We start from the raw sequence: 24,395 nt of genomic DNA on the forward strand, positions 1-24,395 counted from the left end.
CATGACTGCCTCTGAGAACCAAGGCTTCAACACCCGGGCCGTCCACGCCGGCCAGGCTTTCGAGCCCCGTACCGGCGCCGTGGTCCCCCCGTTGCACTTCAGTTCCACCTACGCCCAGGACGGCATCGGCGGCCTGCGCAGCGGTTACGAGTACGGCCGCGGCGGCAACCCCACCCGGGACGCGCTGCAGGAACAGCTTGCCGCCCTGGAACTCGGGACGCATGCCTACAGCTTCAGCTCCGGCCTGGCCGCGGAGGACGCCCTTATCCGTGCCCTCACCCGCCCGGGCGACCACATCGTGCTCGGCAACGACGCGTACGGCGGCACCTACCGGCTGATCAGCCGCGTGCTGGGCGATTGGGGGATCGGCAACACCCCGGTGGACATGGCCAACCTGGACACCGTCCGCAGCGCCGTCGCCGCCAACAAGACGCGCTTCGTGTGGGTGGAGACCCCCTCCAACCCGCTGATGAAGATCACGGACATCGCCGCGCTCGCGGATATCGCCCACGCCGCCGGCGCCCTGCTGGTGGTGGACAACACCTTCGCCTCGCCCTACCTGCAGAACCCGCTGGCCCTCGGTGCCGACGTCGTGGTCCACTCCACCACCAAGTACATTGGCGGACACTCGGATGTGGTGGGCGGCGCCGTGGTGGTCAAGGACGCGGAGCTGGCGGAGAAGATCGGTTTCGTGCAGTTCGCGGTAGGTGCGGTGTCCGGGCCGATGGACGCCTTCCTGACCACCCGGGGGCTGAAGACGCTTGGCGTGCGCATGGACCGGCACAGCGAGAACGGCCAGGCGGTGGCCGAGTGGCTGCTGGAGCGTCCCGAAGTGGAGGCTGTGCTGTACCCGGGCCTGCCGACGCACCCCGGCCACGAACTCGCCAGGACGCAGATGCGCAAGTTCGGCGGCATGGTGTCCGTGCAGTTCAAGGGCGGTGAAGCCGCGGCCCGGAAGGTGGCGGAGTCCACCACCGTGTTCACCCTGGCCGAATCGCTCGGCGGCATCGAATCGCTCATGAACTACCCGTCAGAGATGACCCACGCCTCGGTGAAAGGTACCGAGCTGGCAGTTCCGGTCAACCTGCTGCGCCTGTCCTGCGGCATCGAGGACGTCGAGGACCTCATCGCCGACCTCGACCAGGCCTTTTCCGCAATACCGTAGCGGCGGCAGGGGAACCCTGGCTTTCTTGAAGAAAGTCAGCTAGGGTTCCGTATGCCCCTCCGATCAGACTGGTCCCAACGCACCTGCAGCATGGCCCGCGGCCTGGACATCCTGGGCGACCCCTGGTCCGTCCTGGTCCTGCGCGAGGTCTTCTTCGGGAACGGCCGGTTCGACCCCATGAAGGCCCGCCTCGAAGTGGCCGACTCGGTCCTCACCAAGCGGCTCGCGGGTTTGGTTGAGTCCGGGCTGCTGGAGAAGAAGCCGTACGACGACGGCGGCCGTACCCGCCAGGAATACGTGCTCACCGCCATGGGTGAAGACGCACTCCCGGTCCTGAACGCGGTCACCATCTGGGCGGAGAAGCACCTGCCCGCGCCCTCGGAGCAGGCCCACCTGTACGTCATCCATTCGGGCTGCGGGAAACCCACCACCTCGGCCGACACCTGCACGAGGTGCGGGGAACGGCTCACCGCCGCGAACACCAGCTGGCACAGCCGGTCACGGTCCGAGCAGCCCATCCGGTTGTCCACCGCAGCCCGGGAGGGAACGGCCGCGTGAGCACCCTGCCCGAGGAAGCAGCCGAATTACCCGCCGAAGCCGCCGCCGGGCCGGACACGGTCCGGCGCCGCCGGCTGCACCCGGCATGGATCGTCGCCGCCGTGGCGTTCCTTGCGCTGGTCGGGGCGGCTGGATTCCGGGCGGCCCCCGGGGTGCTCATGGTCCCGCTCCAGCAGGAGTTCGGCTGGTCCACCACGGTCCTGTCGGCTGCGGTCAGCATCAACCTTGTCCTGTTCGGCCTGACCGCACCGTTCGCCGCCGCCTTGATGGAACGGTTCGGCATCCGCGCCATCACGGCAACAGCCCTGGTCCTGATCGGCCTCGGCAGCGCCTTGACGGTGCTGGTGAACCAGTCCTGGCAGATCCTGCTGACCTGGGGCCTGCTGATCGGCCTCGGCACCGGTTCCATGGCCTTGGTCTTCGCGGCCACCATCGCCAACACCTGGTTCACCAAAAACCGGGGGCTGGTCATCGGCATCCTGACCGCCGGCAGCGCCGCCGGCCAGCTCGTCTTCCTGCCGTTCATCGCCCTCCTGGCACAGGACCCCGGCTGGCGGCAGGCATCCCTGCTGATCGCCGCGGGCGCCCTCGCCGTGGTCCCGCTGGTGCTAAAGTTCCTCAAAAACTCGCCCGCCGACGTCGGGGTGTTGCCGTACGGCGCCCTGCCCCCGGTGCCCGCGGACACCGTGATGCCGGACGGAGCCAAAGTCCCCGCAGCCGCGGACGGGCCCCGCGCCAACGCCGCCGTCCGCGCCCTCCAGGTCCTCCGCCGGGCCATCAAAGTCCGGACGTTCTGGGCGCTGGCGGCAGGTTTCGCCATCTGCGGAGCCACCACCAACGGGCTGATCGGCACCCACTTCATCCCCTCCGCGCACGACCACGGCATGCCCGAAACGACGGCCGCAGGACTGCTCGCCGTCGTCGGGATCTTCGACATCATCGGCACCATCGCCTCCGGCTGGCTGACCGACAGGTTCAATCCCCGCGTCCTGCTGGCCGTCTACTACCAGTTCCGAGGCATCGGCCTGCTGGTGCTTCCATTGCTGCTGAACGCCGAGGTCCAGCCCAGCATGATCGTCTTCGTGGTGATCTACGGCCTGGACTGGGTAGCCACCGTTCCCCCCACGGCCGCCATCTGCCGCGAAACGTTTGGTGCGGACGGCAGCGTGGTCTTCGGCTGGGTGTTCGCGGCCCACCAGCTCGGCGCCGCCGCGGCGGCCATCGCCGCCGGAGCCCTGCGGGATGCCACCGGGCACTACACCTACGCCTGGCTGGGTGCGGCGGCCATGTGCACCATCGCTGCGGTCATCAGCGCCACCATCCGCCGGGACCGGAGTTCGCGGGAAGCGGAGCCGGCTGCGGCCTGAACCAGCGCCCCACAAGGCGGCGCTAGGCTGGTCGGATGGAATCAGACGCACCCGCCGCTGCCCGCCCCGTTGCCCTGGTCACCGGCGCCGGGCGCACCGGGAACATCGGTGCCGGCATCACCCGGCAGCTGGCCGCCGATGGCTGGGACCTCGTCCTCTCGTACTGGGCGGGCTATGACGCCCGGATGCCGTGGGGGAGTGAGCCGGACGATGTCCTCCGCCTTACCGCCGAGCTCGAAGCCATCGGCGCCACGGTCCACGCCGTTCCCGCAGACCTGCAGGACCCCGGTGTGCCGGACAGGCTGGTGGCCGAGGCCGTGGAGCTTGCTGGTCCGCTGCGGGGCCTCGTGCTCAGCCATGCCGAATCGGTGGATTCGGGCGTGCTGGACACTACTGTAAATTCCTTCGACCGGCACTTCGCCGTGAACACGCGCGCCAGCTGGCAGCTGATCGCCGCGTTCGCCCGCCAGGCCCCGGACGACGGCGGCGCGATCGTGGCACTGACCAGCGACCACACCGCGTTCAACCTTCCCTACGGCGCCTCCAAGGGTGCCCTGGACCGGATCGTCATTGCCGCCGCACGCGAGCTGGGTCCACAGCGCATCTCGGCGAACGTCCTGAACCCCGGGCCCATCGATACGGGCTGGATGACTCCCGACCTAAAGGAAGAGCTCACCGCCCAGCAGCCCACCGGCCGCCTCGGCACCCCTGCAGACGTCGCCGGAACGGTGGCGTTCCTGCTCTCGCCCGCCGGGCGCTGGGTCTCCGGGCAGCTGATCAAGGCCGACGGCGGCTTCTCCGCCTGAGCTCCCTGCGGCCCCGTTCGCCCCGCGCCCTCCCAACTGGCTCGCACTAGATGCCTTTGTGGACCGCCAAAACGACAACAACTGCGACCTGGTTGGGAAGAAGGGTCAGTGGAAGGCGCCCAACCCGGTGATATGCCTGCCCAGGATCAGGGTGTGGACCTCGTCGGTGCCTTCGTAGGTCCGGACCGACTCGAGGTTCGCGGCGTGCCGGAGCGGTGAGTAGTCGCCGGTAATGCCGTTGCCACCCAGGATGGTCCGGGCTTCGCGCGCCACGGCGATGGCCTCGCGGACGTTGTTCAGCTTGGCCAGCGAAACCTGCTCCGGCCGGAGGGCCCCGGCGTCCTTCAGGCGGCCCAGGTGCAGTGCCAGGAGGGTGCCCTTCTGGATCTCCAGCAGCATGTTCACCAGCTTCTCCTGCGTAAGCTGGTAGCCGGCCAGCGGTTTGCCGAACTGCAGGCGGTCCAGCGAATAGGCCAGCGCGGCCTCGTACGAGTCGCGGGCGGCGCCCATCGCGCCCCAGGCGATGCCGTACCGCGCCTCGTTCAGGCAGGTGAACGGGCCGCGCAGCCCGCGGGCCGCAGGCAGCAGCGACTCCGGACCCAGCCGGACGTCGTCGAACACCACGTCGCACTGGATGGACGCGCGCATGGACAGCTTCTGCCGGATGGGCGTTGCCGTCACGCCGGGGGTTCCGGCCGGCACCAGGAAACCGTGGACGCCGTCGTCCGTCATGGCCCAGACCACCATCACCCCGGCCACCGAGGCCAGGCCGATCCAGCGCTTGGCGCCGTTCAGCACCCACCCGGCGTCATCCCCGCTGCCGTCCCGCTCGGCGAAGGTGGCCATGGCGGCAGGATCTGAACCAGCGCTGGGTTCGGTCAGGGCGAAGCAGCCGATCACCTCGCCGGCGGCCATCCGCGGCAGCCACTCCTGCTTCTGCTCCTCCGAGCCCCAGGTGTGGATGGCGGTCATGGCCAGCGAACCCTGGACGGACACGAACGTGCGGATTCCGGAGTCGCCCGCTTCCAGTTCCATGGCCGCGAGTCCGTATTCGACGGCGGTCCGGCCCGGGCAGCCATAGCCTTCCAGGTGCATCCCCAGGACGCCCAGCTCGCCGAGTTCGGTGGCCAGTTCCAGCGGGAACACCGCGTCCTCGTACCAGCGGGCGATATCCGGTTTGATCCGTTGGCGGGTGTAGTCCCGGATGTGCTCGCGGAGTTCCAGTTCGTCTGCTGACATCAGGGAGTCGAGGTCCAGGACATCGGACGGGCCGGCGCTCAACGCTTCACCTCGAAGTAGCCTCGGGTGGCCGGCAGGAACCTGCACACGGCGGCCAGGACCACGCCCAGCGCCAGCAGCACCACGCCGCTGACAAAGGCACCGCCAACGCCGAGGATCCGGGTATTCCCGTACGCCGGGTCCCACATCTGCACGGCGGAGACGAAGAACGCAGCAGTCAGCAGCACCGCCCCGAGGAGGGGAAGGATGCCGCGGAACCAGAGGTTCCGTGCTGAGTCCCGCAAGGTGGTCCGGAAGTACCAGAAGCAGGCGTACCCGGTGAGGGCGTAGTAGAACGCGATGAACAGGCTGATGGCGCTGATGGAGTCAGCCAGCAGGTTCTCGCTCAGGAAGCTCATGGCCACGTAGTAGGCAGCAGCCGCCCCGCCCATCACCTGGGTGGAGAAACCGGGCGTCTGGTTCCGCTCGTGGACCTCCGCGAATTTCGCCGGAAGGGCCCCGTGGACACCCATGGACAGGGTGCCGCGGGCCGTTGGCAGGATGGTGGTCTGGGTGGAGGACAGGACGGAAGCCAGGACCGCGACGACGATCAGCCAGCCCCAGGGTCCCAGGACCACGTCCTTCATGGCGAGGAAGACATCGTCCTTGTTTGCCTCGTTGCCCAGGCCGATGCCCTCGGAGCCCACGGTGGCGTACATCATCACCAGCAGTGCCACCGAAACGTAGATCGCCATCAGGACGAACGCCGAGATCACGGCCCCGCGGCCGGGCGTACTGGCGGGGTTCTCGGTCTCCTCGTTCACGGCAAGGCAGGTGTCCCAGCCCCAGTAGATGAACAGGGCAAGGAGGGTTCCATGCACCACGGCTCCGGGATCGGCGAAGGCTCCCGCCGGGTTGAACCACTCGAAGTCGAAGGCCTGGCCCTCCGGGGCGCCGCCCACGATCCGCGCCACCAGGGCAAGGGCGAAGACGCCCAGGGCGATGTACTGGACATAGGTCAGCACCCGCTGGACGTGCTCGCCCAACCGGATACCGCGGTAATTCACCAGGGTCATCAGGACGATGAACAGCAGGCCCGTGGCGGTGACCACCACCTTGTTCTGCGCAAGCGATCCATCACCCACCAGCAGCCACACATACTGGCCGGCCACCTGGGCAAGGTTGGCCAGGACCACGATCCCGGCCAGTGCCACTCCCCAGCCGCCCAACCAGCCCGCCCACGGGCCGAAAGCCTGGCGGGACCAGGTGAAAGTGGTGCCGCAGTCCGGGATTGCACTGTTGAGCTCGCGGAAGGCGTAGGCGATGAACAGGACCGGGACGAATCCCAACAGCAGGATCAGGGGAGTGTAGTTGCCGTTCACGGCAACGATCAGGCCCAAGGTGGCGGCCAGCGAGTACACCGGGGCAGTGGAGGCCAGCCCCAGCATTACCGAGTCGCCCAGGTCCAGGATCCCGGCCCGCAATCCCTTGCCCGGCACCGGGGCGCCGGGCCCGCTGCCGGGGCCTCCCGTCGTCGTGATATCCGTGCTCATGCTGTCTCCGGGTTCATAGGACGATACCTGCCTTGCTGGAGTTGGCCACGGCCGAAAGCGGTGCCGGTGCGTCGATGGTGTTGGGTACGAAGCGGCAGAAGTAGTCCGTGACCGGGCCGTCGGATTCCCGGATGCCGCAGCCCACGGATTCGCCGTCCACCACCCAAAGGCCCAGCACGGGACGGTTGCCGTCGAAGTCGGGAAGGGCATGGTACTGCTGGTAGCACCAGCCCTCGCGGCCGTAACCGCCGGGCTGTTCCACGGTGAGGCCGTCCGCGTGGATCCGGATGTTGTCGCCTTCGCGGCCGTGCAGGGGCTTGGCCACCCATTCCTTCAGCGGCCCCGGGTCCGTGAGGTACGCGGGCAGCAGGTTGGGGTGGTCCGGGTAGAGGTGCCACAAGGCGGCCAGCAGGGCTTTGTTGGAGAGCAGCATTTTCCAGGCCGGCTCAACCCATCGCGGATTATGGGCACGTTCCAGGAGGCGGGGCCCGAACTCTTCCTTCATCATCAGCTCCCACGGGTACAGCTTGAAGATGGTGCTGATCATGAAGTTGTCCAGGTCCACGAACCGGTTCAGGTTGGGGTCCCAACCGATATCCGACATGTTGATCCCGATGGTGGTCCATCCCGCCTGGCTGGCGACGTCGCGCATGTACGCGGCGGTCATCCAGTCCTCGCCGGATTCCTCCACCTCGGAGTGGGCCACGTGGAGGGTGCTCATGCCGGTGCGGTACTGGAACTTCTTCCACTGCCGGATCAGGGCCTCGTGGATGCCGTTCCACTGGTCCTTCTCCGGGAACACGTCCTGCAGCCAGAACCACTGCGCCACGGAGGCCTCGATGAGTCCGGTGGGGGTGTCGGCGTTGTATTCGAGCATCTTGGCCGGGCCGCCCCGGCCGTCGTAGATGAAGTCGAACCGGCCGTAGACGTCCACGTCGGCGGCCTGCAGGGATTCAGCCGCCAGCTCCAAGGCCTGGGGGCCGATGCCGATGCTCCCCATGGCCCCGGTGGCCAGGAACTTCGCCGCCTCCAGGCACATTCGGTGCATGTCCTCGGCCGCGACCTCAAGGGTCTCCACCTCGTCCATGCTGAACTCGTAATACGCCGATTCGTTCCAGTACTCGATCCGGCGTCCGTCGTCCATGGTGGTGGTGGAGAAGACCAGGCCCTGCTCTTCGATCTTCTGCTTCCAGCCGGGCCGTGGTTGGGATGTCAGTCTCTTCACCGCTCAGCCTCCCGAGACCTTGCCGCCGCCGCCACTCGAGCCGCTCTTGGCGCTGGAACCAAACCCGCCGCGGCTGACCGTGCCGCCCTTGCTGCTGTACCCCGTGGAGGCCTTTGCCCCGCTGGGGATAGTCCGCGTGTAAGCCGGCGCCGTGGACCTGTTCTGGCCCACCGGCGGAACGCTGGCACCGCGGGAGTAGAAATACCAGGCGTAGACGCCGCCGCTGCGGCCGGCGGAGCTGTCGCAGTTGGTGTCCTCGACGCGCTCGCCGGTGTCGTCGTTGAAGCAGACCTGCGCGTATTCGGGGTCATCCTCGTTGCTGGCCACCACCGCCGTGATGGTTCCCGCCAGGAGGGCCGTGACGCCCAGGCCCACCACCACCGTCCGTCGCTGGGAACGCTTCTTCCGCGCCGCAGCGGCGTTGAGCTGCTTTTCGCGCTCGCGGGCAAACGGATCCACTGGTGGGACGGGCTCGTTGAGGAGGTCGGGGCGCAGCTCCGGCTTGGGGACCTGCCAAGGCGGCGGCTTGACGCTTCCGCCTCCCTCCGGAGGTGCCTTCTCCGGGTCCTCTTTCGGGTCTTTTTCGTTCGAGTCCACGGCCGTCCCCCTCGGTTGTCAACACTATTTGGGCGCAGCACTGCACCCCCACCTGCAAGTCTCGACCCAGCGTAGTCCCTGCAACAGTGAGTTGACGAGATTGGCACCACCGGCAGGAACCCTAGACTGAAGCCATGGAACCAGCTTCTGTCCTCGCCGTCTGCCGCGTCCACCAGCTCCAGGGAGACCAGGGAAACGTTGGTGTCACCGCGATCGACAAACGCCCGTCCGAAGGTCCCGTGAAGGTGCACAAGTTGGGCGTGCACGGGGACATCCAGGCCAACCGGGTCCACCACGGCGGCGAGGACCAGGCCATCTACGCCTACTCGCAGTCGGACGCGGACTTCTGGGCCGGGACGCTCGGACGCGAGCTGCCGCCGGGAATCTTTGGGGAGAACCTGCGGGTCTCCGGCATCGAACCAACCAACGCGGTGATCGGGGAGCGCTGGCAGGTGGGCGCCGACGTCGTCCTTGAGGTCACCTCTCCGCGCGTCCCTTGCGCCACCTTCCAACGCCGGATGAAGGAACCCCAATGGGTGAAGCGCTTCACCGAGGAAGGGCGGGTGGGCGCCTACCTGCGCGTCATCCGCACCGGCACCATCCAGGCGGGCGATTACATCCACCAAACATTCGTGCCGCGCCATGGAGTCACCATCGGCCGGTGGTTCAGTGCGCCCGACGCGGAGGCCGTCGAGGCCCTCCGCGATGCCGAGGCCGACGGCGAAATCAGGCTCCAGGAGGAATACCACACCAGGTTCGAGGCACTGATGCGGAGGCTGGGGGAGTAGCCGCCACAAGCCCCGTTGCGCGCTGTTCCCCGGCCGTGTGCGCAAGCTCACCGCCGTCGTCGGGCCCTTGATTTCCCGCAGGCGGTGTCCGTCCCTTACACTTGAAATATCCCCCACTCCGGAAATCCCTTATTCCTGCCCAATTTTTGAGGCAGGACTGGCAAGTGTTGGGGCCCGCGCAAGCGATGCGGGCATTTTCATAGGGAGAGCCGGCTAAAGAAAACGCTGTACAGACTGCTGGGATAGCAGCCAAGAGATGCAGCGCGAAGTCCTGCCACGGGATTGCGAAAGCGCCGGACTTCTGTGACCGGCCGGTCAACGTCTGCCCGGCACCATCGGCACGTGTACTGCGGCTCCGCTCACCTCGGGTTGTGCCGCCTGGCCCCCTATGGATGAGGAATATCTCCCTATGCCCGAAAATCAGAACGAAACCACCGCTGTTGTCGAGGACGCCGCCGAGGCTCCCGTAACCGCTCCCTCCGCAGCCCCCGCTGTTGAAGCGCCTGCTCCCGAGGCCCCCGCTGTTGAAGCGCCTGCTGCCGAGGCCCCCGCCGGGGCCACCCCTGCTGCGGACGAAGACGAAAACACCGTCAAGTTCGCCGATCTTGGCATCGATGGCCGCGTCCTGGCCGCCCTGCAGGACGTCGGGTACGAAAAGCCGTCCCCCATCCAGGCAGCCACCATCCCGCTGCTGCTTGAAGGCCGCGACGTCGTGGGCCTGGCCCAGACCGGCACCGGTAAGACTGCAGCATTCGCAGTACCGGCACTGTCCCGCCTGGCCGAACTCCACGACCTCAACGGCCCCTCCCGGAAGACCCAGGCCCTGGTCCTGGCTCCCACCCGCGAGCTGGCGCTCCAGGTCGCCGAAGCGTTCACCTCCTACGCCAAGCACATCGATGACTTCACCGTGCTGCCGGTCTACGGCGGGTCCGCCTACGGCCCCCAGCTCGCCGGCCTCCGCCGCGGCGCCCAGGTGGTTGTGGGTACCCCCGGCCGCGTGATCGACCACATCTCCAAGGGTTCCCTGGACCTGTCCGAACTCCAGTACCTGGTGCTGGACGAGGCCGACGAGATGCTGCGGATGGGCTTCGCCGAAGACGTGGAGCAGATCTTCCAGCAGACCCCGGAGGACCGCCAGGTGGCGCTGTTCTCGGCCACCATGCCGGGCCAGATCCGCCGGATGTCCAAGCAGTACCTCAACAATCCGGCCGAGGTCCAGGTCAAGTCCAAGACCACCACCGGTGCCAACACCCGGCAGCGCTACCTGCAGATCATGGGCCCGCAGAAGCTGGACGCGCTGACCCGCATCCTTGAGGTCGAAGACTTCGACGGCGTCATCGCCTTCGTGCGGACCAAGATGGCCACCGAGGACCTGGCCGACAAGCTGAAGTCCCGCGGATTCCAGGCTGCCGCCATCAACGGCGACATCCCGCAGCAGCAGCGCGAGCGCACCGTTGACGCGCTGAAGGAAGGCCGGATCGACATCCTGGTGGCCACCGACGTCGCCGCCCGTGGCCTTGACGTCGAGCGGATCAGCCACGTCATCAACTACGACATCCCGCATGACACCGAGTCCTACGTGCACCGCATCGGCCGCACCGGCCGTGCCGGCCGTTCCGGCGAAGCGATCCTGTTCATGACGCCGCGGGAGAAGTACCTGCTGCGTTCCATCGAAAAGGCCACCCGCCAGCCGGTGGAACAGATGCACCTGCCCACGGCCGAGACCGTGAACACGCTGCGCCTGGGCAAGTTCGCCGAGCGCATCACCGAGACCCTCGCCTCCGAGGACGTCGCGGCGTTCCGCGACCTCATCGCCTCCTACGAGGAAGAGCACAACGTCCCGGCAGCAGAGATCGCTGCGGCCCTTGCCGTGATGGCGCAGGGCGGCCAGCCGCTCCTGGTCAAGGAGCTGCCCGCCGCTCCTGAATTCCAGAAGCGCGAGCGCTCCAAGGACGGCTTCGGTTCCCGCGGGCCCACCCGCGCGCTGACCGAGGGCAATGCCACCTACCGGATCGCCGTGGGACGCCGCCAGCGCGTCATGCCCGGCTCCATCGTGGGCGCCATTGCCAACGAAGGCGGCATCTCGTCCGCGCAGATCGGCGGGATCGACATCCGCTCGGACCACTCCCTGGTGGAGCTGCCCGCAGACCTGAGCCCCGAGCAGCTGCGCGCCTTGTCCCGTACCCGGATCGGTGGCGAGCTGATCCACCTCGAGCTGGACAACGGCCGCAGGCCTTCCGGCGACCGTCCCAGCTACCAGGGCAACCGCGGAGGCAACTTCAAGGGCAACGGCGGGTTCAAGAAGGAATTCCGGAAGAACGACGGCGAACGGTCCTCTGCTGAGCGCGGCGGACGTTCTTACACCGAGCGGTCGGAGCGGTCCTTCAGCGACCGGGGCCAGGCCGGCGACTCGCGCTTCGGTGGCCACGGCGACGGCTCCCGCAAGCCCCGCCACGGCGGCGACAGCGGACACCGCGACTTCAACCGCAAGGGCAAGTGGTAAACGCCCCGCGTTGAGGAATTGACGACGGCGATGGGCCGGCTTTCGAGCCGGCCCATCGGCGTTTAAGCGCACGGGTGTGGGACTCGCCACATTCGTGCCCCGGAGCGCTGGGCAGAGGGCCCGAAAAGACCGCTGCCGCCGTCGTCCTCCTTGCTGCCCTTTGCCCCTGCAGCCCCGGAAATCCGGGGAAAAACAACCTTTCGCGGACCTCCAAAGAGCCTGTCCAACCGTCCGGGAGGGGCTCCAGGCGCCGATTTGTTGGTGCGGAAATCTTCCGGTAGAGTATTTACTCGTTGCCCCCCTAGCTCAGTGGTAGAGCGCGTTCTTGGTAAGAACGAGGTCACCGGATCGATTCCGGTGGGGGGCTCTGAATGAGGGCCTGCGTCAAGGCGGTTTTGACCGGCTTGACGCAGGTTTTTCTCATTCGTGGCGGTGTAGCTCAGTTGGTTAGAGCGCACGACTCATAATCGTGAGGTCGGGAGATCGAGCCTCCCCACCGCTACAGGCTAAGCCCCCGGAGTCCGCAAGGATCCGGGGGCTTTTCTGTTTCCCGGATCGGCAGTAGCTTTGCAGCGACTGGCGGATGGGTGATTCGGTGGATGTTGTTGCTGCGGTCCTGGAGCCGTTCCGGTGGCTGGTGTCCGTCATCATGGTGGCTTTCCACGACGGGCTCAGTTCGGCGGGAATGCCTCCGGCGGCCGGCCTAACGTGGACCCTGGCCATCGTGGGCCTGGTCCTGGTGATCCGTGCCGCCCTTATTCCGGTGTTCCTGGCCCAGGTCCGGGCCCAGCGCAGGATGAGCCGCCTGCAGCCGGACCTGAAGGAACTGCAGGACAGGTACAAGGGCAGGACAGACCAGGCTTCACGGCAGGCCATGGCCCAGGAGCAGATGGCCCTGTACCGGAAGCACGGCACCAATCCCTTCTCCGCGTGCCTGCCCCTGCTGATCCAGGCGCCGTTCTTCCTGGCCCTGTTCCAGGTCCTGTCAGGGGTCTCAAACGCCTCGCAGCAGGGGACCGGCATCGGCGCCATGGGCCCGGCGCAGGTGGCCCAATTCGACTCGGCCAGCATTTTCGGGGCACCCCTGTCCGCGTCCCTGGTTCACGGCGGGGGCGATCCCGCCACCGTGGCCGTGCTCGCTGTCGCCATGATCCTGTTGATGATCGGATGCCAGTTCCTGACCCAGAGGCTCGTGGCTGCACGGGCCATGGGCACGCAGGACCCGGGGAGCCCGCTGGTCCGGCAGCAGAAGATCCTGCTGTATGTGCTGCCGCTGGTTTTTGGCGTGGGCGGCATTTTCTTCCCCATCGGCGTGCTGGCCTACTGGACCGTCTCCAACCTCTGGACTTTGGGGCAGCAGTACCTGGTGGCACGAAGTCCTGGGCCTGCATGAGTTCCACGTGCAGAATGGGCCCATGGCGCAGCTGATCTATTCCGGAATCATGTCCCTCGACGGCTACACCGCGGGCCGGGACGGCAACTTTTCCTGGTCCGCCCCCGACGAGGAAGTCCATGCCTTCATTAACGACCTCGAACGGGAGGTGGGTACGTACCTTTTCGGCCGCAGGATGTATGAGGTCATGTCGGCCTGGGAAACGTGGGACACATCGGATGAACCGGCCGTGATCCAGGACTATGCGCGGATCTGGAAGGGGGCGGACAAGGTGGTGTACTCGACGACTCTTGACGCCGCGGCGACACCCAGGACCCGGGTGGAACGCCAGTTCCGGCCGGAGGATGTGCGCAGCCTGAAGTCCGCCAGCGGCAAGGACATCGCCATTGGCGGGCCCACGCTCGCGGCGCACGCCCTGAATGCCGGCCTCGTGGACGAGTACCGGCTGTTCATCACCCCGGTGGCCGTGGGTGGCGGCCTGCGTTTCCTGCCGGACGGCCTGGAGTCCGGGCTGGAGCTCGTCGATGAGCGCCGCTTCGAGGCGGGCACGGTGTACCTGCGTTACAGATGTCTGACCTAGCAGGCAGAATGGGGGCATGACACGCATCGCCATCATTGGCGGCCACGGGAAAGTGGCCCTCCTCCTGTCCGCCCTCCTGACCGGGGAGGGCCACAGCGTCACCTCGTTCATCAGGAATCCCGACCATGCAGCGGACGTTCAGGAGACCGGCGCCACGCCGGTGGTCCTGGACGTCGAGAATGCCACCACGGCGGACATCGCCGGCGCACTCCAGGGCCATGACGCCGTGGTCTGGTCCGCGGGTGCCGGCGGCGGCAACCCTGACCGGACCTACGCCGTTGACCGGGACGCTGCCATCCGCTCCATCGACGCCGCCGGCCAGGCGGGCGTCAACCGCTACGTCATGGTGTCCTACTTCGGCGCAGGCAAGGACCACGGGGTCCCCGAAAGCAACAGCTTCTTCGCCTATGCGGAGGCCAAGGCCGCCGCGGACGAGTACCTGCGCGGTACCGCGCTGGAGTGGACCATCCTGGGCCCGGGTGCCTTGACTGACAAGCCCGGAACCGGCCTGATCGACGTCGACCCGTCACCTGACGGGGACCGCGACACATCGCGGTCCAACACGGCGATCGTTGCGGCGGCGGTGCTGGACCTGCCCCAGACCGCTGGGCGGACCATCGAGTTCCGCGACGGCACCCTTCCGGTCTCCGCCGCCCTGGGACCGCGCGCCTAGGCGCCGGGCAGAAGCCGGATGGATCAGCTCGCCCTCATCATTGGCCTGCTGCTTGCCACGGTGGTGGCCGTCGGATTGGGCGACCGGTTGAGGCTGCCATACCCGGTCCTGATGCTGCTCCTGGCCGTGGCGTTGACGTTCATTCCAGGATTTCCGGATCTCGAGATTCCACCCGAGCTGATTCTTCCCATCTTCCTGCCGCCGCTGCTGTTCGCAACCGCCCAGCGCAGCTCGTGGGCGGTGTTCCGGGTCCGCTGGCGCACGTTGATCATGCTGGCCGTGGCCCTGGTGGTGATCAGTACCGCTGCGGTGGCCGGAGCAGCCTGGCTGATGATTCCCGGCATCGGAGTTCCAGCCGCCATCGCGCTCGGCGCCATGGTGGCCCCTCCGGATCCCGTGGCGGTGGAGTCCGTGGCCGGCCGGGTGCACATGCCGCGGCGCATGATTACCGTGCTGCAGAGCGAAGGCCTGTTCAATGACGCGGCCGCCATCGTCATTTTCCAGGCGGCCGTCGCCGCCGCCGTGGGCGGCACCAAGGTGGGGTCCGACGTCGTCCTGAACTTCCTCCTGGGCGCCGCGCTTGCCGTGGTGGTCGGTGTCGCCATGGGGTGGGTCATCGCCCTGGTCACCAGGCTGGTCACGTCCATGGTCGCCCGGAGCGCAGTGACCCTGGTGGTGCCGTTCGCCGCCTACATCCTGGCGGAGGAGGTGCACGCATCCGGTGTGATCGCCGTCGTGGTCACCGCACTCGAGATGCAGCGCCACGCCCGCCCCCAGGACGCCGCCGAGCGCGTCACGCGGAACGCCTTCTGGGACGTGGTGGAACTGCTGGTCACGGGGCTGGCCTTCGGCCTGGTGGGGCTGGAGATCCGGCACGTCATCCGGGATGAGGGTGCCGATATTTTTGGCATGACCGGTGTGGCCGCCGTGGTGTGCATCCTGGTCTTCGCTGTCCGGTTCCTGTGGCTGGCCATCCTCGCCGCGGGTGCCCGGAAGCGCAAGAACGTCCTCCAGCCCACGTCGTGGAAGGAAGTCCTCATCCTGACGTGGTGCGGGATGCGCGGGCTCGCCACCCTGGCACTGGCCCTGGCACTGCCCCTGACCCTGGCAGACGGTGCGCCGTTCCCCGGCCGGGACTACCTGCTGGTGATTGCCTGTGCGGTGCTGCTGGCCACGCTGGTCCTTCCCGGCCTGACGCTGCCGTGGCTGATGCGCGTCCTGAAAGCCTCCGAGGACGGGACGGCCGAACGCGACGCCGTCCGGGTACTCGCCGCTCGCGCCCAGGCCGCCGCCGTCGCGGCCCTGAAGCAGCACCACCTGATGAAGGACCTGCCGCAGGAAAAGGTGGCCCTGGTCAAGGAGCGGATGCGCCGCCTGCAGGTCGAGCTGGCGGGCGGCAACCTGCCGGATGAGCCCTTGGCGGATAAACGGAAGCGCGGGCGGGAACTGAGCCGTCGCGGTCCAGACGATTGCGTTGGATGCCGCGCGGCAGGAAGTGGTGGCGGCCCGCAACGAACCGGACATGGATCCGGAGGTGGCGGACCGGGTGCTGCGGCAACTGGACCTGCGCACCATGATCATGCCGGAATAGCTACGCCTGCGCCGGCAGAGCCAACTCAAGGTCGAGCGAATGCTTCTCCACGTAGTCCAGGGCGCAGCGCACCGCACCCACCGTCACGATCGAGTCCCCCAGCGGGGAGACGGACACCCGCGCGGGGGTGGCGGTAAAGTTCTTTAGCCGTGCGGTGATGGGGCCCAGCAGCACGTCCGCGGAATTGGCCACGCCGCCGCCGATCACCACGAGCTCCGGATTGAGCAAGGTGGCCACGGTCCCCACCACCCGGGCCATCCTGTCCGCCAGCCGGTCCAGGATGTCCCGGGCCACGGCGTCACCGTCCGCGGCGGCCGAGAACACCTGCTCGGCCTCGACCCGGCCCGGCTGGAAGGCCCTGAGTGCGGTGGGGGCGGACCCGGCCAGGGCTTCCGCGGCCCAGGTCCGGGCCAGGTGGGCGATCCCGTAGGTGTCGCCCACCCCGTCCACCAAATCCAGGTAGGCGAGCTCGCCGGCGCTGCCGCGGTTGCCGTGAACCAGCCGGCCCCCTTCCACGATTCCGGATCCCAGCCGTTCGCTCGCAAGGATCACCACGACGTCATCGATCCCGGCGGCCGAGCCCAGCCACCGCTCGCCCAGAGCGGCCAGGTTGGCGTCGTTCTCGAGCAGGACAGTCCACCCCCGGGCCTCCTTCAAAGCCGGCCGCAGTCCCAGATCGAACAGGCCCCAGAATTCCTGCGTTGCCAGCACCTCCCCGTGCCGGTCCACCGGCGCGGCCACGCCGGCGCAGACCGCCAGGACCTGGTCCGGTGCCGCTGCGGCGGAGCGCAGTGCGGCCGTGGCAACGCCATCAATGAACGCAATGCGTTCCGCGGATCCCACCTCGCTGGCCTGGAACGGCTGGCTGGCGCGTCCAATGGTTGTGCCCCGAAGGTCCGAGACCGCCACGGTGACCTTGGCGTATCCGATGTCCATGCCCAGCACTACGCCGGCGCGGTCGTTGAGTTCGAACCGGCGGGCAGGCCGGCCCTTCTGGTAGCCCCCGAACTCGCGCTGGTTCTCCCGCTCCAGGATCCAGCCCCGCCGGACCAAATCCTCGCAGACGGCAATGGTGGTGGCGCGGGTCAGGCCGGTGGCTGCCATGACGTCCGTGACGGTCACTGCCGCAGCGGAGCGCATGAACTCAAGGACCGCGCCGGCGCTGACCCGCCGCAGCAGTTGGGGAGTCGCCGGAACCAGCTCAGGCATGCTGTTGACCTTCCTGCACAATGCACCAGATAATACTTGGGGAAGTAAATTTAGATTCAATATAAATATACCCGCACCGACGAAAAGGACCGTTCCTTGTCCACCACCGCCACGCTGGCAACCCTGTCCGACTCCGACCGCCTTGCCGACCCCAACTGGTGGCGCCAGGCTTCCGTCTACCAGATCTACCCGCGCAGCTTCGCGGATTCCAACGGCGACGGCATCGGTGACCTGAAGGGCATCACCGCCAAGGTGCCGTACCTGAAATCGCTGGGAATCGACGCCGTCTGGCTGAGCCCGTTCTACCCCTCCGCGCTCGCTGACGGCGGCTACGACGTGGACGACTACCGCGACGTCGACCCCAAGCTCGGAACGCTGGCGGACTTCGACGAGATGGCCAAGGCCCTTCACGACGCCGGCATCAAGCTGATCGCCGACATCGTCCCCAACCACTCCTCCAACCGGCACCGGTGGTTCCAGGAGGCGCTGGCCGCACCCAAGGGATCCCCGGCCCGCGACCGCTACATCTTCCGCGACGGCAAGGGCCCCAACGGGGAGTTCCCGCCGTCGGACTGGGACTCGGTGTTCGGCGGACCGGCCTGGGAGCGGATCACCGAACCGGACGGCACGCCCGGCCAGTGGTACATGCACATCTTCGCCAAGGAGCAGCCGGACCTGAACTGGTCCAACCGCGAGATCCGCGACGACTTCCTGAAGACCCTGCGCTTCTGGTCCGACCGCGGCGTGGACGGCTTCCGTGTCGACGTGGCGCACGCGCTGACCAAGGACCTCACCGAGCCCCTGCTGTCCAAGCTGGAACTGAGCGCGGCCAACACCGGTGTGGACGGATTCGACGACGGCTCGCACCCGTTCTGGGACCGCGACGAAGTCCACGAAATCTACGCCGAATGGCGTGAGGTGTTCAACGAGTACAACCCGCCGCGCACCGCCGTGGCCGAAGCCTGGGTGCACGCCACCCGGCGCGCCCGCTACGCCAGTCCGCAGGGACTGGGCCAGGCGTTCAACTTCGACCTGCTGCAGGCCGACTTCGACGCCGCCGAGTACAAGGAGATCATCACCCGCAACCTTGCCGAGGCCGCTGCCACCGGTGCCTCCTCCACCTGGGTGTTCTCCAACCACGACGTCGTCAGGCACGCCACCCGTTACGGCCTGCCGCAGGTGGCCAAGGAGAAGGCCGGTGCCAAGGGCCAGGACGGCAAGGACTGGCTGCTCGCCGGCGGACCACAGGACCAGTTGGACGTGGAACTCGGCGAACGCCGGGCCCGTGCCGCCACCTTGCTGATGCTCGCAGTTCCCGGCTCCGCCTACCTCTACCAGGGCGAGGAACTGGGCCTGCAGGAAGTGGCTGACATCCCGGAATCGGAACGCCAGGATCCGTCCTACTTCCGCAACAAGGGCGTGGAAATCGGCCGCGACGGCTGCCGCGTGCCGCTGCCGTGGAAGGTTGAGGGAACCTCGTTCGGCTTTGGTGACGGCGGCTCGCACCTGCCGCAGCCGGACTGGTTCAGCAAGTACGCCGTCGAGGCACAGGACGGCACCGACGGCTCCACCCTGGAGCTCTACCGCAAGGCCCTGAAGCTGCGCCGGGAACTGCTCACGGGTGAAGAGTTGGAGTGGATCGAGTCCGGCGCACCGGATGTGCTGCACTTCAAGCGCCCCAACGGCTGGCAGTCGGTGACCAACTTCGGGACCACGGCTGTGGACCTTCCCGCCGGTGAAGTGCTGGTCAGCAGCTCGCCGCTGGAGGATGGCAAGCTGCCGGCGAACACCACCGCGTGGCTGCGCTGATGCACGGCAGCCGTGGGACCGGGTGCCCCTGATGCAGGAACTCATCTACGGGTGCATGGGACTGGGCGGCAGCTGGTCTGACGAGCCGCATGAAGCCAAGCATGTGGACCAGGCCGCTGCCGCCGTCCAGGCGGCGATGGACGCCGGGATCACCCTGTTCGATCACGCGGACATCTACCGGCGGGGCAAGTCGGAAGCAGTTTTCGGCGAGGTGCTGGCGGCCACCCCGGGCCTGCGGGAGCGGATCCGGCTGCAGACCAAGTGCGGCATCCGGCTCAATGAACGCGGCCTGCAGACCCACTACGACCTCAGCCGGGAAGGCATCCTGGAGCGGGTCAACGGCAGCCTCGGGAGGCTTCGGACGGACTTCGTGGACGTCCTGCTGCTGCACCGCCCGGATCCGCTGGCGGACCCGGCGGAGGTCGCGTCCGCCGTCGGGCAGCTGATGGCCGAAGGCAAGGTCCGGCAGTTGGGCGTATCCAACATGTCCGCCGCCCAGATCGAGGCTTTGCAGGACCGGCTGGAGACGCCGGTGGTGGCCAACCAGCTTGAGATGAGCCTGCTCAAGCGGGCATGGCTGGAAAGCCAGGTCCTGGTCAACCACCCGGAGCACCTGGAGTACAGCTTCCCGCACGGCACGCTGGAGTACTGCGCCCGCAACAACATCACCCTGCAGGCGTACGGGTCCCTCGCCCGCGGCGCCTACACCGGGGCGGAGCTGGAAAGCCCCGCCTCTGCAGAGGCCGCCACCGCAGAACTTGTTGCGGAACTCGCGGTGCAGTACGGGACCACCGGCGAGGCGGTCCTGCTGGGCTGGCTGATGAAGCACCCATCCGGAATCGCGCCGGTGATCGGGACGGCAAACCCCGAACGCATCCTCGCCTGTGCGGATGCGGAGAGGGTGGCCGGTGCCATGACCCGGGCCGACTGGTACCGGCTCTGGGTGACGGCGCGCGGCAGCAACATCCCCTGACCGTTCCGCAGCGGTGGCGGCGGGCGTCCCGATGCATGGTCATCAGGGCGCCCGCCGCTTCCGTATCCGGTCATAACGCGTTTAGTTCGTATTGATCCTCACAAGCCGGCCGTTTTCTTCGCCGTGCCGCTTCCCGGGCGGATACTGTAGAAACCATGACGTCTACCATCGCCGCCGAAACCGTAAGGCCGGAACGCAATATCCCCGCAGAGATCGCCCGTTCGTGGCTCCTCGTCAATGCCATGAAGCCGGAGCTCTTCGACCAGTCGGCCGTGTCCCGGGCCGATTCGATCATCCTGGATATTGAAGATGCCGTGGACCCGTCGCAGAAGGACCAGGCCAGGGCCAATGTGGTGGACTGGCTGACCGCCGGCGGCCAGGCCTGGGTCCGGATCAACGACGCCACCAGCCCGTTCTGGGCCGATGACCTCGCGGGCCTGCGCGGCACCCCGGGCCTGCTGGGGGTCATGCTCGCCAAGACCGAGTCGGCTGACCAGGTGACCGAGAGCTTTCACCGCATGGACGGCAAGACCCCCGTGATCCCGCTGGTGGAATCGGCGGTCGGCATCGAGGAAGCCAACAACATCGCCAAGGCACAGGGCGCGTTCCGGCTGGCGTTCGGTTCCGGCGACTTCCGCCGCGATACCGGCATGGCCGCCACCCCGGAGGCCATGGCCTACCCCCGCGCCAAGCTGGTGGTCGCCAGCCGGGTGGGCAACCTGCCGGGCCCCATTGACGGCCCCACCGTGGGCACCAACCACCCCATCCTGCGCGAACAGACCGGCATCACGGTGATGATGGGCATGACCGGCAAGCTCTGTCTGGCGATCGACCAGACCCCGGTGATCAACGAGGTCATCAGCCCCACCCCGTCCGACGTCGCCTGGGCCACCGACTTCATGAACGACTTCGAAGCCAACGGCCGCGTCATCCGTGACGGCTCCGACCTGCCCCGCCTGGGCCGCGCCGAGAAGATCATGAAGCTCGCCGTAGCCTTCGGGGTCCAGCCGGCCCTTTAACGCCGCCCCGTTCCCGCAGGAGACCCCGTTGACCGATACCCCCTATCTGGTCCACGGGGTCTTTTGGGATGGGGTGCCCGCCTCCCCGGCGGCGCAGGCGTCCACAGCAGCGCACGACGCCGGCAGCCCGGTTTTGCGCCTGCAGTCACCGGACGGGGACTTCCGGGAGCTCAGCCTCACGCCGCGGGCACGCCTGGGCTTCGAGGTGGCCCTTACCGGGAAATCCTGCCTGGGGCATACGGTGGTTCACTCGTCAACGCGGCGGGACCATATCCCTTGCGCCTCGGCGGCGGCCGCAGCCCGCGGAAAACAGTGCGAGCGGTGCTTCGTGCTGGACGAGTCCCGGCTGATGCATGATTTCCATCGTGGCGGCCGGGTCACGCCCGGCTTGCGGGACTACCTGATGCAGGAACACTGGCTGTATGTGGCCACCTTCGCAGGCGGCACCACGAAGGTGGGAACGGCCTCCGGACCGCGAAAGTGGAACCGGCTGGCCGAACAGGGAGCCGCGGCGGCAACCTACGTCGCCAGGGCACGGGACGGAAAGGTGGTGCGTGTCCTTGAGGACCTGGTGACGGAGCAGGCCGGCCTGACCCAGCAGGTCCGGTCCGCGGCCAAGGCCGAGGCCCTGTTGTACCCCCTTCCGGCCGCCGAATTGACGGCCGTCAACGCCCGCGCCGCGGGTCAGGTGCGGGCCCTGCTGGCCCGCACCGCCGTCGAGGGCTTCGACGCCGTGTCGGAGCAGTGGGTACGGCCGGTGCATGCCGGGGCCCTCCATGCGGCCGGGCCACGCCACGCGTACCCGCACGCATTGGACCGGGGGTGCCACGGCTTCGACGTCGCGTCCCTGAGCGGAGCGAACGCCCTGGCCCGGCTGGACGGCACGGACGCCGGGTTCGTGGTCAACCTGTCCCAACTGGCCGCCAGGACCATCGTGCTGGGGGAGTACGCCTCACCAGTGCCGGCACTTCAGGAAGCCCTGTTCTGACCCGCCGGGTTTGCCGGGCCCCCGGGCTCGGTAGACTTGGACGGTGCTGAACGAATTCTGGGCCACCGCGCCAACCCGCTACAAAGTCCTGGTCTTCAGCGCGATGGGACTGATTGCCGTCGGCATTGTCCTCAACCTCATCGGCAACACCGGCGGCAACCAGGGCCTGGCCATGGCTTCCCTGCCCCTGATCGGGCTGGGCCTGGTGCTGCACGTCGTCGGCATGGTGGTCCGCGGCCAGTCCATCCGGAAGAACCTCCGCCGGTAGCGTTTCGGCGCACGTTTCCTGCCGCCAACGCGCTGAGGATAGGCTGGAATCCATGACTATCAATCCGGACCTGCAGGGCCGCAGCTACCCTGCCGCAGAGGTGTACGACGTTGGCCGGGAGAAAATCCGCGAGTTCGCCCGCGCCGTGAAGGCCACGCACGCTGCACACTTCGACGTTGAGGCAGCAAAGGCGTTGGGCCACCGCGATCTCGTGGCCCCACCCACGTTCGCCATCATCATCGCCCAGCGGGCCGATGCCCAGCTCATTGAGGATCCGGAAGCCGGAATCGACTTCTCCCGCGTGGTCCACGCCGACCAGCGGTTCACCCACCACCGCGCCATCGTGGCCGGAGACCGCCTCGTCGCGGAGCTGCACGTCGACGGTGTCCGGGCCATGGGCGGCGGCGCCATGATCACCACCCGCTCAGAGATCTTTGCCCTCGGCGACGGGGATTCCCGCGAGCAGGTCACCACCACCACATCATCCATCCTGGTCCGCGGAGAGGGACAGTAACCATGCGCCCCAGCCTCACTGAACTCAGCCCCGGCCAGGACATCGGCAACCGCACCATCGAGGTGACCCGCACGGACCTGGTCAAATATGCCGGCGCCTCCGGGGACTTCAACCCCATCCACTGGAACGAGGCTTTCGCCACCAGCGTGGAACTGCCCGGTGTCATCGCGCATGGCATGTTCACCATGGGCTCTGCCGTCCAGCTGGTCACCGATTGGGCGGGCGACCCTGCCGCCGTCGTCGATTTCCAGACCCGCTTCACCAAGCCCGTCCTGGTCACCGATACCACAGGCACCACGGAACCCGGCGCCACCGTGGAGGTCAGCGGCACCATCGGAAAGCTCGATGCCGAGGCCAACACCGCACGGATTGACCTCACGGTTGTGGCCGCGGGGCAGAAGGTGTTGATGAAGGCCCAGGCACTGGTCAAGCTGGCCTGACCGGGCGCTGGCATCCAGCCCGGCCGTTTTCACGGGTGCGGCTGTCTAATGCGGTTGAGGGAGGACGCCCCGCGGGCATCCTCCCTCAACCTTTTTGGCACGTGTGTGTCAGGAAGCGGCGGCGGCGTTGTAGGCCGACTGGATGACCGAGCCCCAATACGGGCCGTACATGGTGGTGGAGTTGCTGCCGTAGCCATAGCTGTTGACCGAGTTCTGGTAACCGCCCGCGGAGGTGCCAATGAACCAGGGACCGCCCGACGAACCGCCGGTCATGTTGCACGGGATGCCTTGGGTGTTGAACTGCGGGTTATAGGGATCGTTGGTGGCCGTCCCCGAGCAGCTCTTGAGGGATTCGCCGTTGAAAGGCGGCGCGGCCGGGTAGCCGAATGCCTTGTAGGCGAGGCCGCGGGCGGCATTGAACCGGACCCCGGAGGCGCCCACGACGTCCGCGAGGTTGCGGCCGTTCAGCGGCGACATGACGGCGAAACCGGTGTCGTACTGCATGTTGCCCGAGGAGCTCCACTGGGTGGGGGCGTAGAGGGCACGGGCCGTCCACTTGCCGTACGGGGCTGATCCGTTGAGGTAGGCGGGGACGAACGTGAACCGGGTGGCGAAGGCGCCGGGGCCCTCGTTGATGCAGTGGCCCGCAGTGGACACAGTGCTCCGGTTCGCGGCGGCCACCGAGTTGGCCGAGCACACATAGTCGGTTCCGCCCAGGGTGAAGAACACCTTGCCGATATGCGGGACGGGGCTTTCGCTGGCGTTCGCCATCGGCTGGACCGTTGGATCCGATCCCTTGATTTTGGTTTCGGTGCCATTACTGGGCGTTTCCCCCAGCGGGGCAGCATTGCCCTTTTGCCGCTGCAGTGCCTTCTTGGCGAGCGCATCGCCCGGGACGGCTGCCCGCATCCGCTCCGGCGTCCAGTAGTCCGCGGCGTCACCGGTTGTCCTGGTGCTGCTGATCCCGGGAGTTGCGTCGTTCCCGGGGGCGGAGGGTGCCGCTGTTGCGCCGCCGGCCGAGGAGAAAGCGAACACTGCGGCTGTCGATAGGCTCATGAGGCTCGTGGCCAGAGTCCTGGTAATGGTCATAGCAGTCCTATGCGGTATCGGGGAAAGCGGACCCAGGTCTGTGATCCGCTGGCTCGAAAATACGCACAT

Annotated in this window: 22 protein-coding genes, 2 tRNA genes and 1 pseudogene; 19 read left to right on the top strand and 6 right to left on the bottom strand. The window is 67.6% G+C overall.

Annotation, left to right across the window (positions count from 1 at the left end):
- The first annotated feature begins 1 nt into the window (after position 1).
- Genes DC347_RS02320 through DC347_RS02335 form a run of 4 tightly spaced genes read left to right on the top strand, consistent with a single transcriptional unit; the run spans position 2 to position 3,896 of the window.
- Positions 2–1,165: a cystathionine gamma-synthase gene (locus tag DC347_RS02320; RefSeq protein ID WP_018760526.1), complete on the top strand. Its 1,164-nt coding sequence runs from the start codon at positions 2–4 to the stop codon at positions 1,163–1,165.
- A 51-nt stretch (positions 1,166–1,216) separates the two neighbouring features.
- Entirely contained in the window at positions 1,217–1,723 is a 507-nt protein-coding gene (locus tag DC347_RS02325; protein WP_026264312.1) for a helix-turn-helix domain-containing protein, read from the top strand.
- 5 nt (positions 1,724–1,728) lie between these two features.
- Positions 1,729–3,090 (top strand): MFS transporter, encoded by a 1,362-nt coding sequence (locus DC347_RS02330; protein ID WP_240617680.1) that lies wholly within the window; start codon positions 1,729–1,731, stop codon positions 3,088–3,090.
- A gap of 35 nt (positions 3,091–3,125) precedes the next feature.
- Positions 3,126–3,896 (top strand): SDR family oxidoreductase, encoded by a 771-nt coding sequence (locus DC347_RS02335; RefSeq protein WP_109044325.1) that lies wholly within the window; start codon positions 3,126–3,128, stop codon positions 3,894–3,896.
- A 105-nt stretch (positions 3,897–4,001) separates the two neighbouring features.
- Here the strand turns inward: DC347_RS02335 and DC347_RS02340 are convergent, their stop codons facing one another.
- Genes DC347_RS02340 through DC347_RS02355 form a run of 4 tightly spaced genes read right to left on the bottom strand, consistent with a single transcriptional unit; the run spans position 4,002 to position 8,489 of the window.
- Positions 4,002–5,135 (bottom strand): acyl-CoA dehydrogenase family protein, encoded by a 1,134-nt coding sequence (locus tag DC347_RS02340; RefSeq protein ID WP_240617681.1) that lies wholly within the window; start codon positions 5,133–5,135, stop codon positions 4,002–4,004.
- A 38-nt stretch (positions 5,136–5,173) separates the two neighbouring features.
- Positions 5,174–6,667, bottom strand: a complete 1,494-nt coding sequence (locus tag DC347_RS02345; RefSeq protein ID WP_109044327.1) for an APC family permease — start codon at positions 6,665–6,667, stop codon at positions 5,174–5,176.
- Positions 6,668–6,680: 13 nt separating this feature from the next.
- Entirely contained in the window at positions 6,681–7,892 is a 1,212-nt protein-coding gene (locus DC347_RS02350) for a glutathionylspermidine synthase family protein (protein ID WP_109044328.1), read from the bottom strand.
- A 3-nt stretch (positions 7,893–7,895) separates the two neighbouring features.
- Positions 7,896–8,489: a Tat pathway signal protein gene (locus DC347_RS02355; protein ID WP_109044329.1), complete on the bottom strand. Its 594-nt coding sequence runs from the start codon at positions 8,487–8,489 to the stop codon at positions 7,896–7,898.
- 134 nt (positions 8,490–8,623) lie between these two features.
- Between DC347_RS02355 and DC347_RS02360 the strand changes: the two genes are divergently transcribed.
- The 8 genes and pseudogenes from DC347_RS02360 to DC347_RS02395 all read left to right on the top strand — a co-directional run bounded on the left by DC347_RS02360 (position 8,624) and on the right by DC347_RS02395 (position 16,017).
- Complete coding sequence (locus DC347_RS02360) at positions 8,624–9,277, top strand: MOSC domain-containing protein (protein WP_109044330.1); 654 nt, start codon at positions 8,624–8,626, stop codon at positions 9,275–9,277.
- Positions 9,278–9,686: 409 nt separating this feature from the next.
- On the top strand, positions 9,687–11,780 hold the full coding sequence (locus DC347_RS02365) for a DEAD/DEAH box helicase (RefSeq protein ID WP_109044331.1): 2,094 nt from the start codon (positions 9,687–9,689) through the stop codon (positions 11,778–11,780).
- Between the two features lie 295 nt (positions 11,781–12,075).
- A tRNA-Thr gene (locus DC347_RS02370) sits at positions 12,076–12,147 on the top strand.
- Positions 12,148–12,208: 61 nt separating this feature from the next.
- Positions 12,209–12,282 (top strand) — tRNA-Met (locus DC347_RS02375).
- A gap of 81 nt (positions 12,283–12,363) precedes the next feature.
- Positions 12,364–13,173, top strand: a complete 810-nt coding sequence (yidC, locus tag DC347_RS02380; protein ID WP_109044332.1) for a membrane protein insertase YidC — start codon at positions 12,364–12,366, stop codon at positions 13,171–13,173.
- A gap of 22 nt (positions 13,174–13,195) precedes the next feature.
- Positions 13,196–13,753 carry a dihydrofolate reductase family protein gene (locus tag DC347_RS02385; RefSeq protein WP_109044333.1) on the top strand — a complete coding sequence of 186 codons (558 nt, stop codon included), beginning with the start codon at positions 13,196–13,198 and terminating at the stop codon, positions 13,751–13,753.
- Between the two features lie 16 nt (positions 13,754–13,769).
- Positions 13,770–14,426, top strand: coding sequence for an SDR family oxidoreductase (locus DC347_RS02390; RefSeq protein WP_018760514.1), 657 nt, complete (start codon positions 13,770–13,772; stop codon positions 14,424–14,426).
- Positions 14,427–14,444: 18 nt separating this feature from the next.
- Positions 14,445–16,017: pseudogene (locus DC347_RS02395) on the top strand (Na+/H+ antiporter).
- On the opposite strand, the gene DC347_RS02400 reads toward DC347_RS02395, so the two are convergent.
- Complete coding sequence (locus DC347_RS02400) at positions 16,018–17,226, bottom strand: ROK family transcriptional regulator (protein ID WP_109044334.1); 1,209 nt, start codon at positions 17,224–17,226, stop codon at positions 16,018–16,020.
- A 96-nt stretch (positions 17,227–17,322) separates the two neighbouring features.
- Here DC347_RS02400 and DC347_RS02405 point away from each other — a divergent pair, with 96 nt between their 5' ends.
- From DC347_RS02405 to DC347_RS02435, 7 genes are all read left to right on the top strand, one after another.
- Complete coding sequence (locus DC347_RS02405) at positions 17,323–19,035, top strand: glycoside hydrolase family 13 protein (RefSeq protein WP_109044335.1); 1,713 nt, start codon at positions 17,323–17,325, stop codon at positions 19,033–19,035.
- A gap of 31 nt (positions 19,036–19,066) precedes the next feature.
- Positions 19,067–20,008, top strand: a complete 942-nt coding sequence (locus DC347_RS02410) for an aldo/keto reductase family oxidoreductase (protein ID WP_109044336.1) — start codon at positions 19,067–19,069, stop codon at positions 20,006–20,008.
- Between the two features lie 155 nt (positions 20,009–20,163).
- Positions 20,164–21,027 (top strand): CoA ester lyase, encoded by an 864-nt coding sequence (locus DC347_RS02415; protein ID WP_018760509.1) that lies wholly within the window; start codon positions 20,164–20,166, stop codon positions 21,025–21,027.
- Positions 21,028–21,055: 28 nt separating this feature from the next.
- Positions 21,056–22,015 carry a DUF2797 domain-containing protein gene (locus DC347_RS02420; protein WP_109044337.1) on the top strand — a complete coding sequence of 320 codons (960 nt, stop codon included), beginning with the start codon at positions 21,056–21,058 and terminating at the stop codon, positions 22,013–22,015.
- A 43-nt stretch (positions 22,016–22,058) separates the two neighbouring features.
- Positions 22,059–22,283, top strand: coding sequence for a DUF3188 domain-containing protein (locus DC347_RS02425; RefSeq protein ID WP_018760507.1), 225 nt, complete (start codon positions 22,059–22,061; stop codon positions 22,281–22,283).
- A 52-nt stretch (positions 22,284–22,335) separates the two neighbouring features.
- Complete coding sequence (locus DC347_RS02430) at positions 22,336–22,797, top strand: MaoC family dehydratase N-terminal domain-containing protein (protein WP_018760506.1); 462 nt, start codon at positions 22,336–22,338, stop codon at positions 22,795–22,797.
- Positions 22,798–22,799: 2 nt separating this feature from the next.
- Positions 22,800–23,237: a MaoC family dehydratase gene (locus DC347_RS02435; protein WP_109044338.1), complete on the top strand. Its 438-nt coding sequence runs from the start codon at positions 22,800–22,802 to the stop codon at positions 23,235–23,237.
- 108 nt (positions 23,238–23,345) lie between these two features.
- On the opposite strand, the gene DC347_RS02440 is transcribed toward DC347_RS02435, so the two are convergent.
- Complete coding sequence (locus DC347_RS02440) at positions 23,346–24,326, bottom strand: serine protease (RefSeq protein ID WP_109044339.1); 981 nt, start codon at positions 24,324–24,326, stop codon at positions 23,346–23,348.
- Positions 24,327–24,395: the final 69 nt, after the last annotated feature.

Source organism: Pseudarthrobacter sp. AG30 (assembly GCF_003116525.1).
GTDB lineage: Bacteria > Actinomycetota > Actinomycetes > Actinomycetales > Micrococcaceae > Arthrobacter.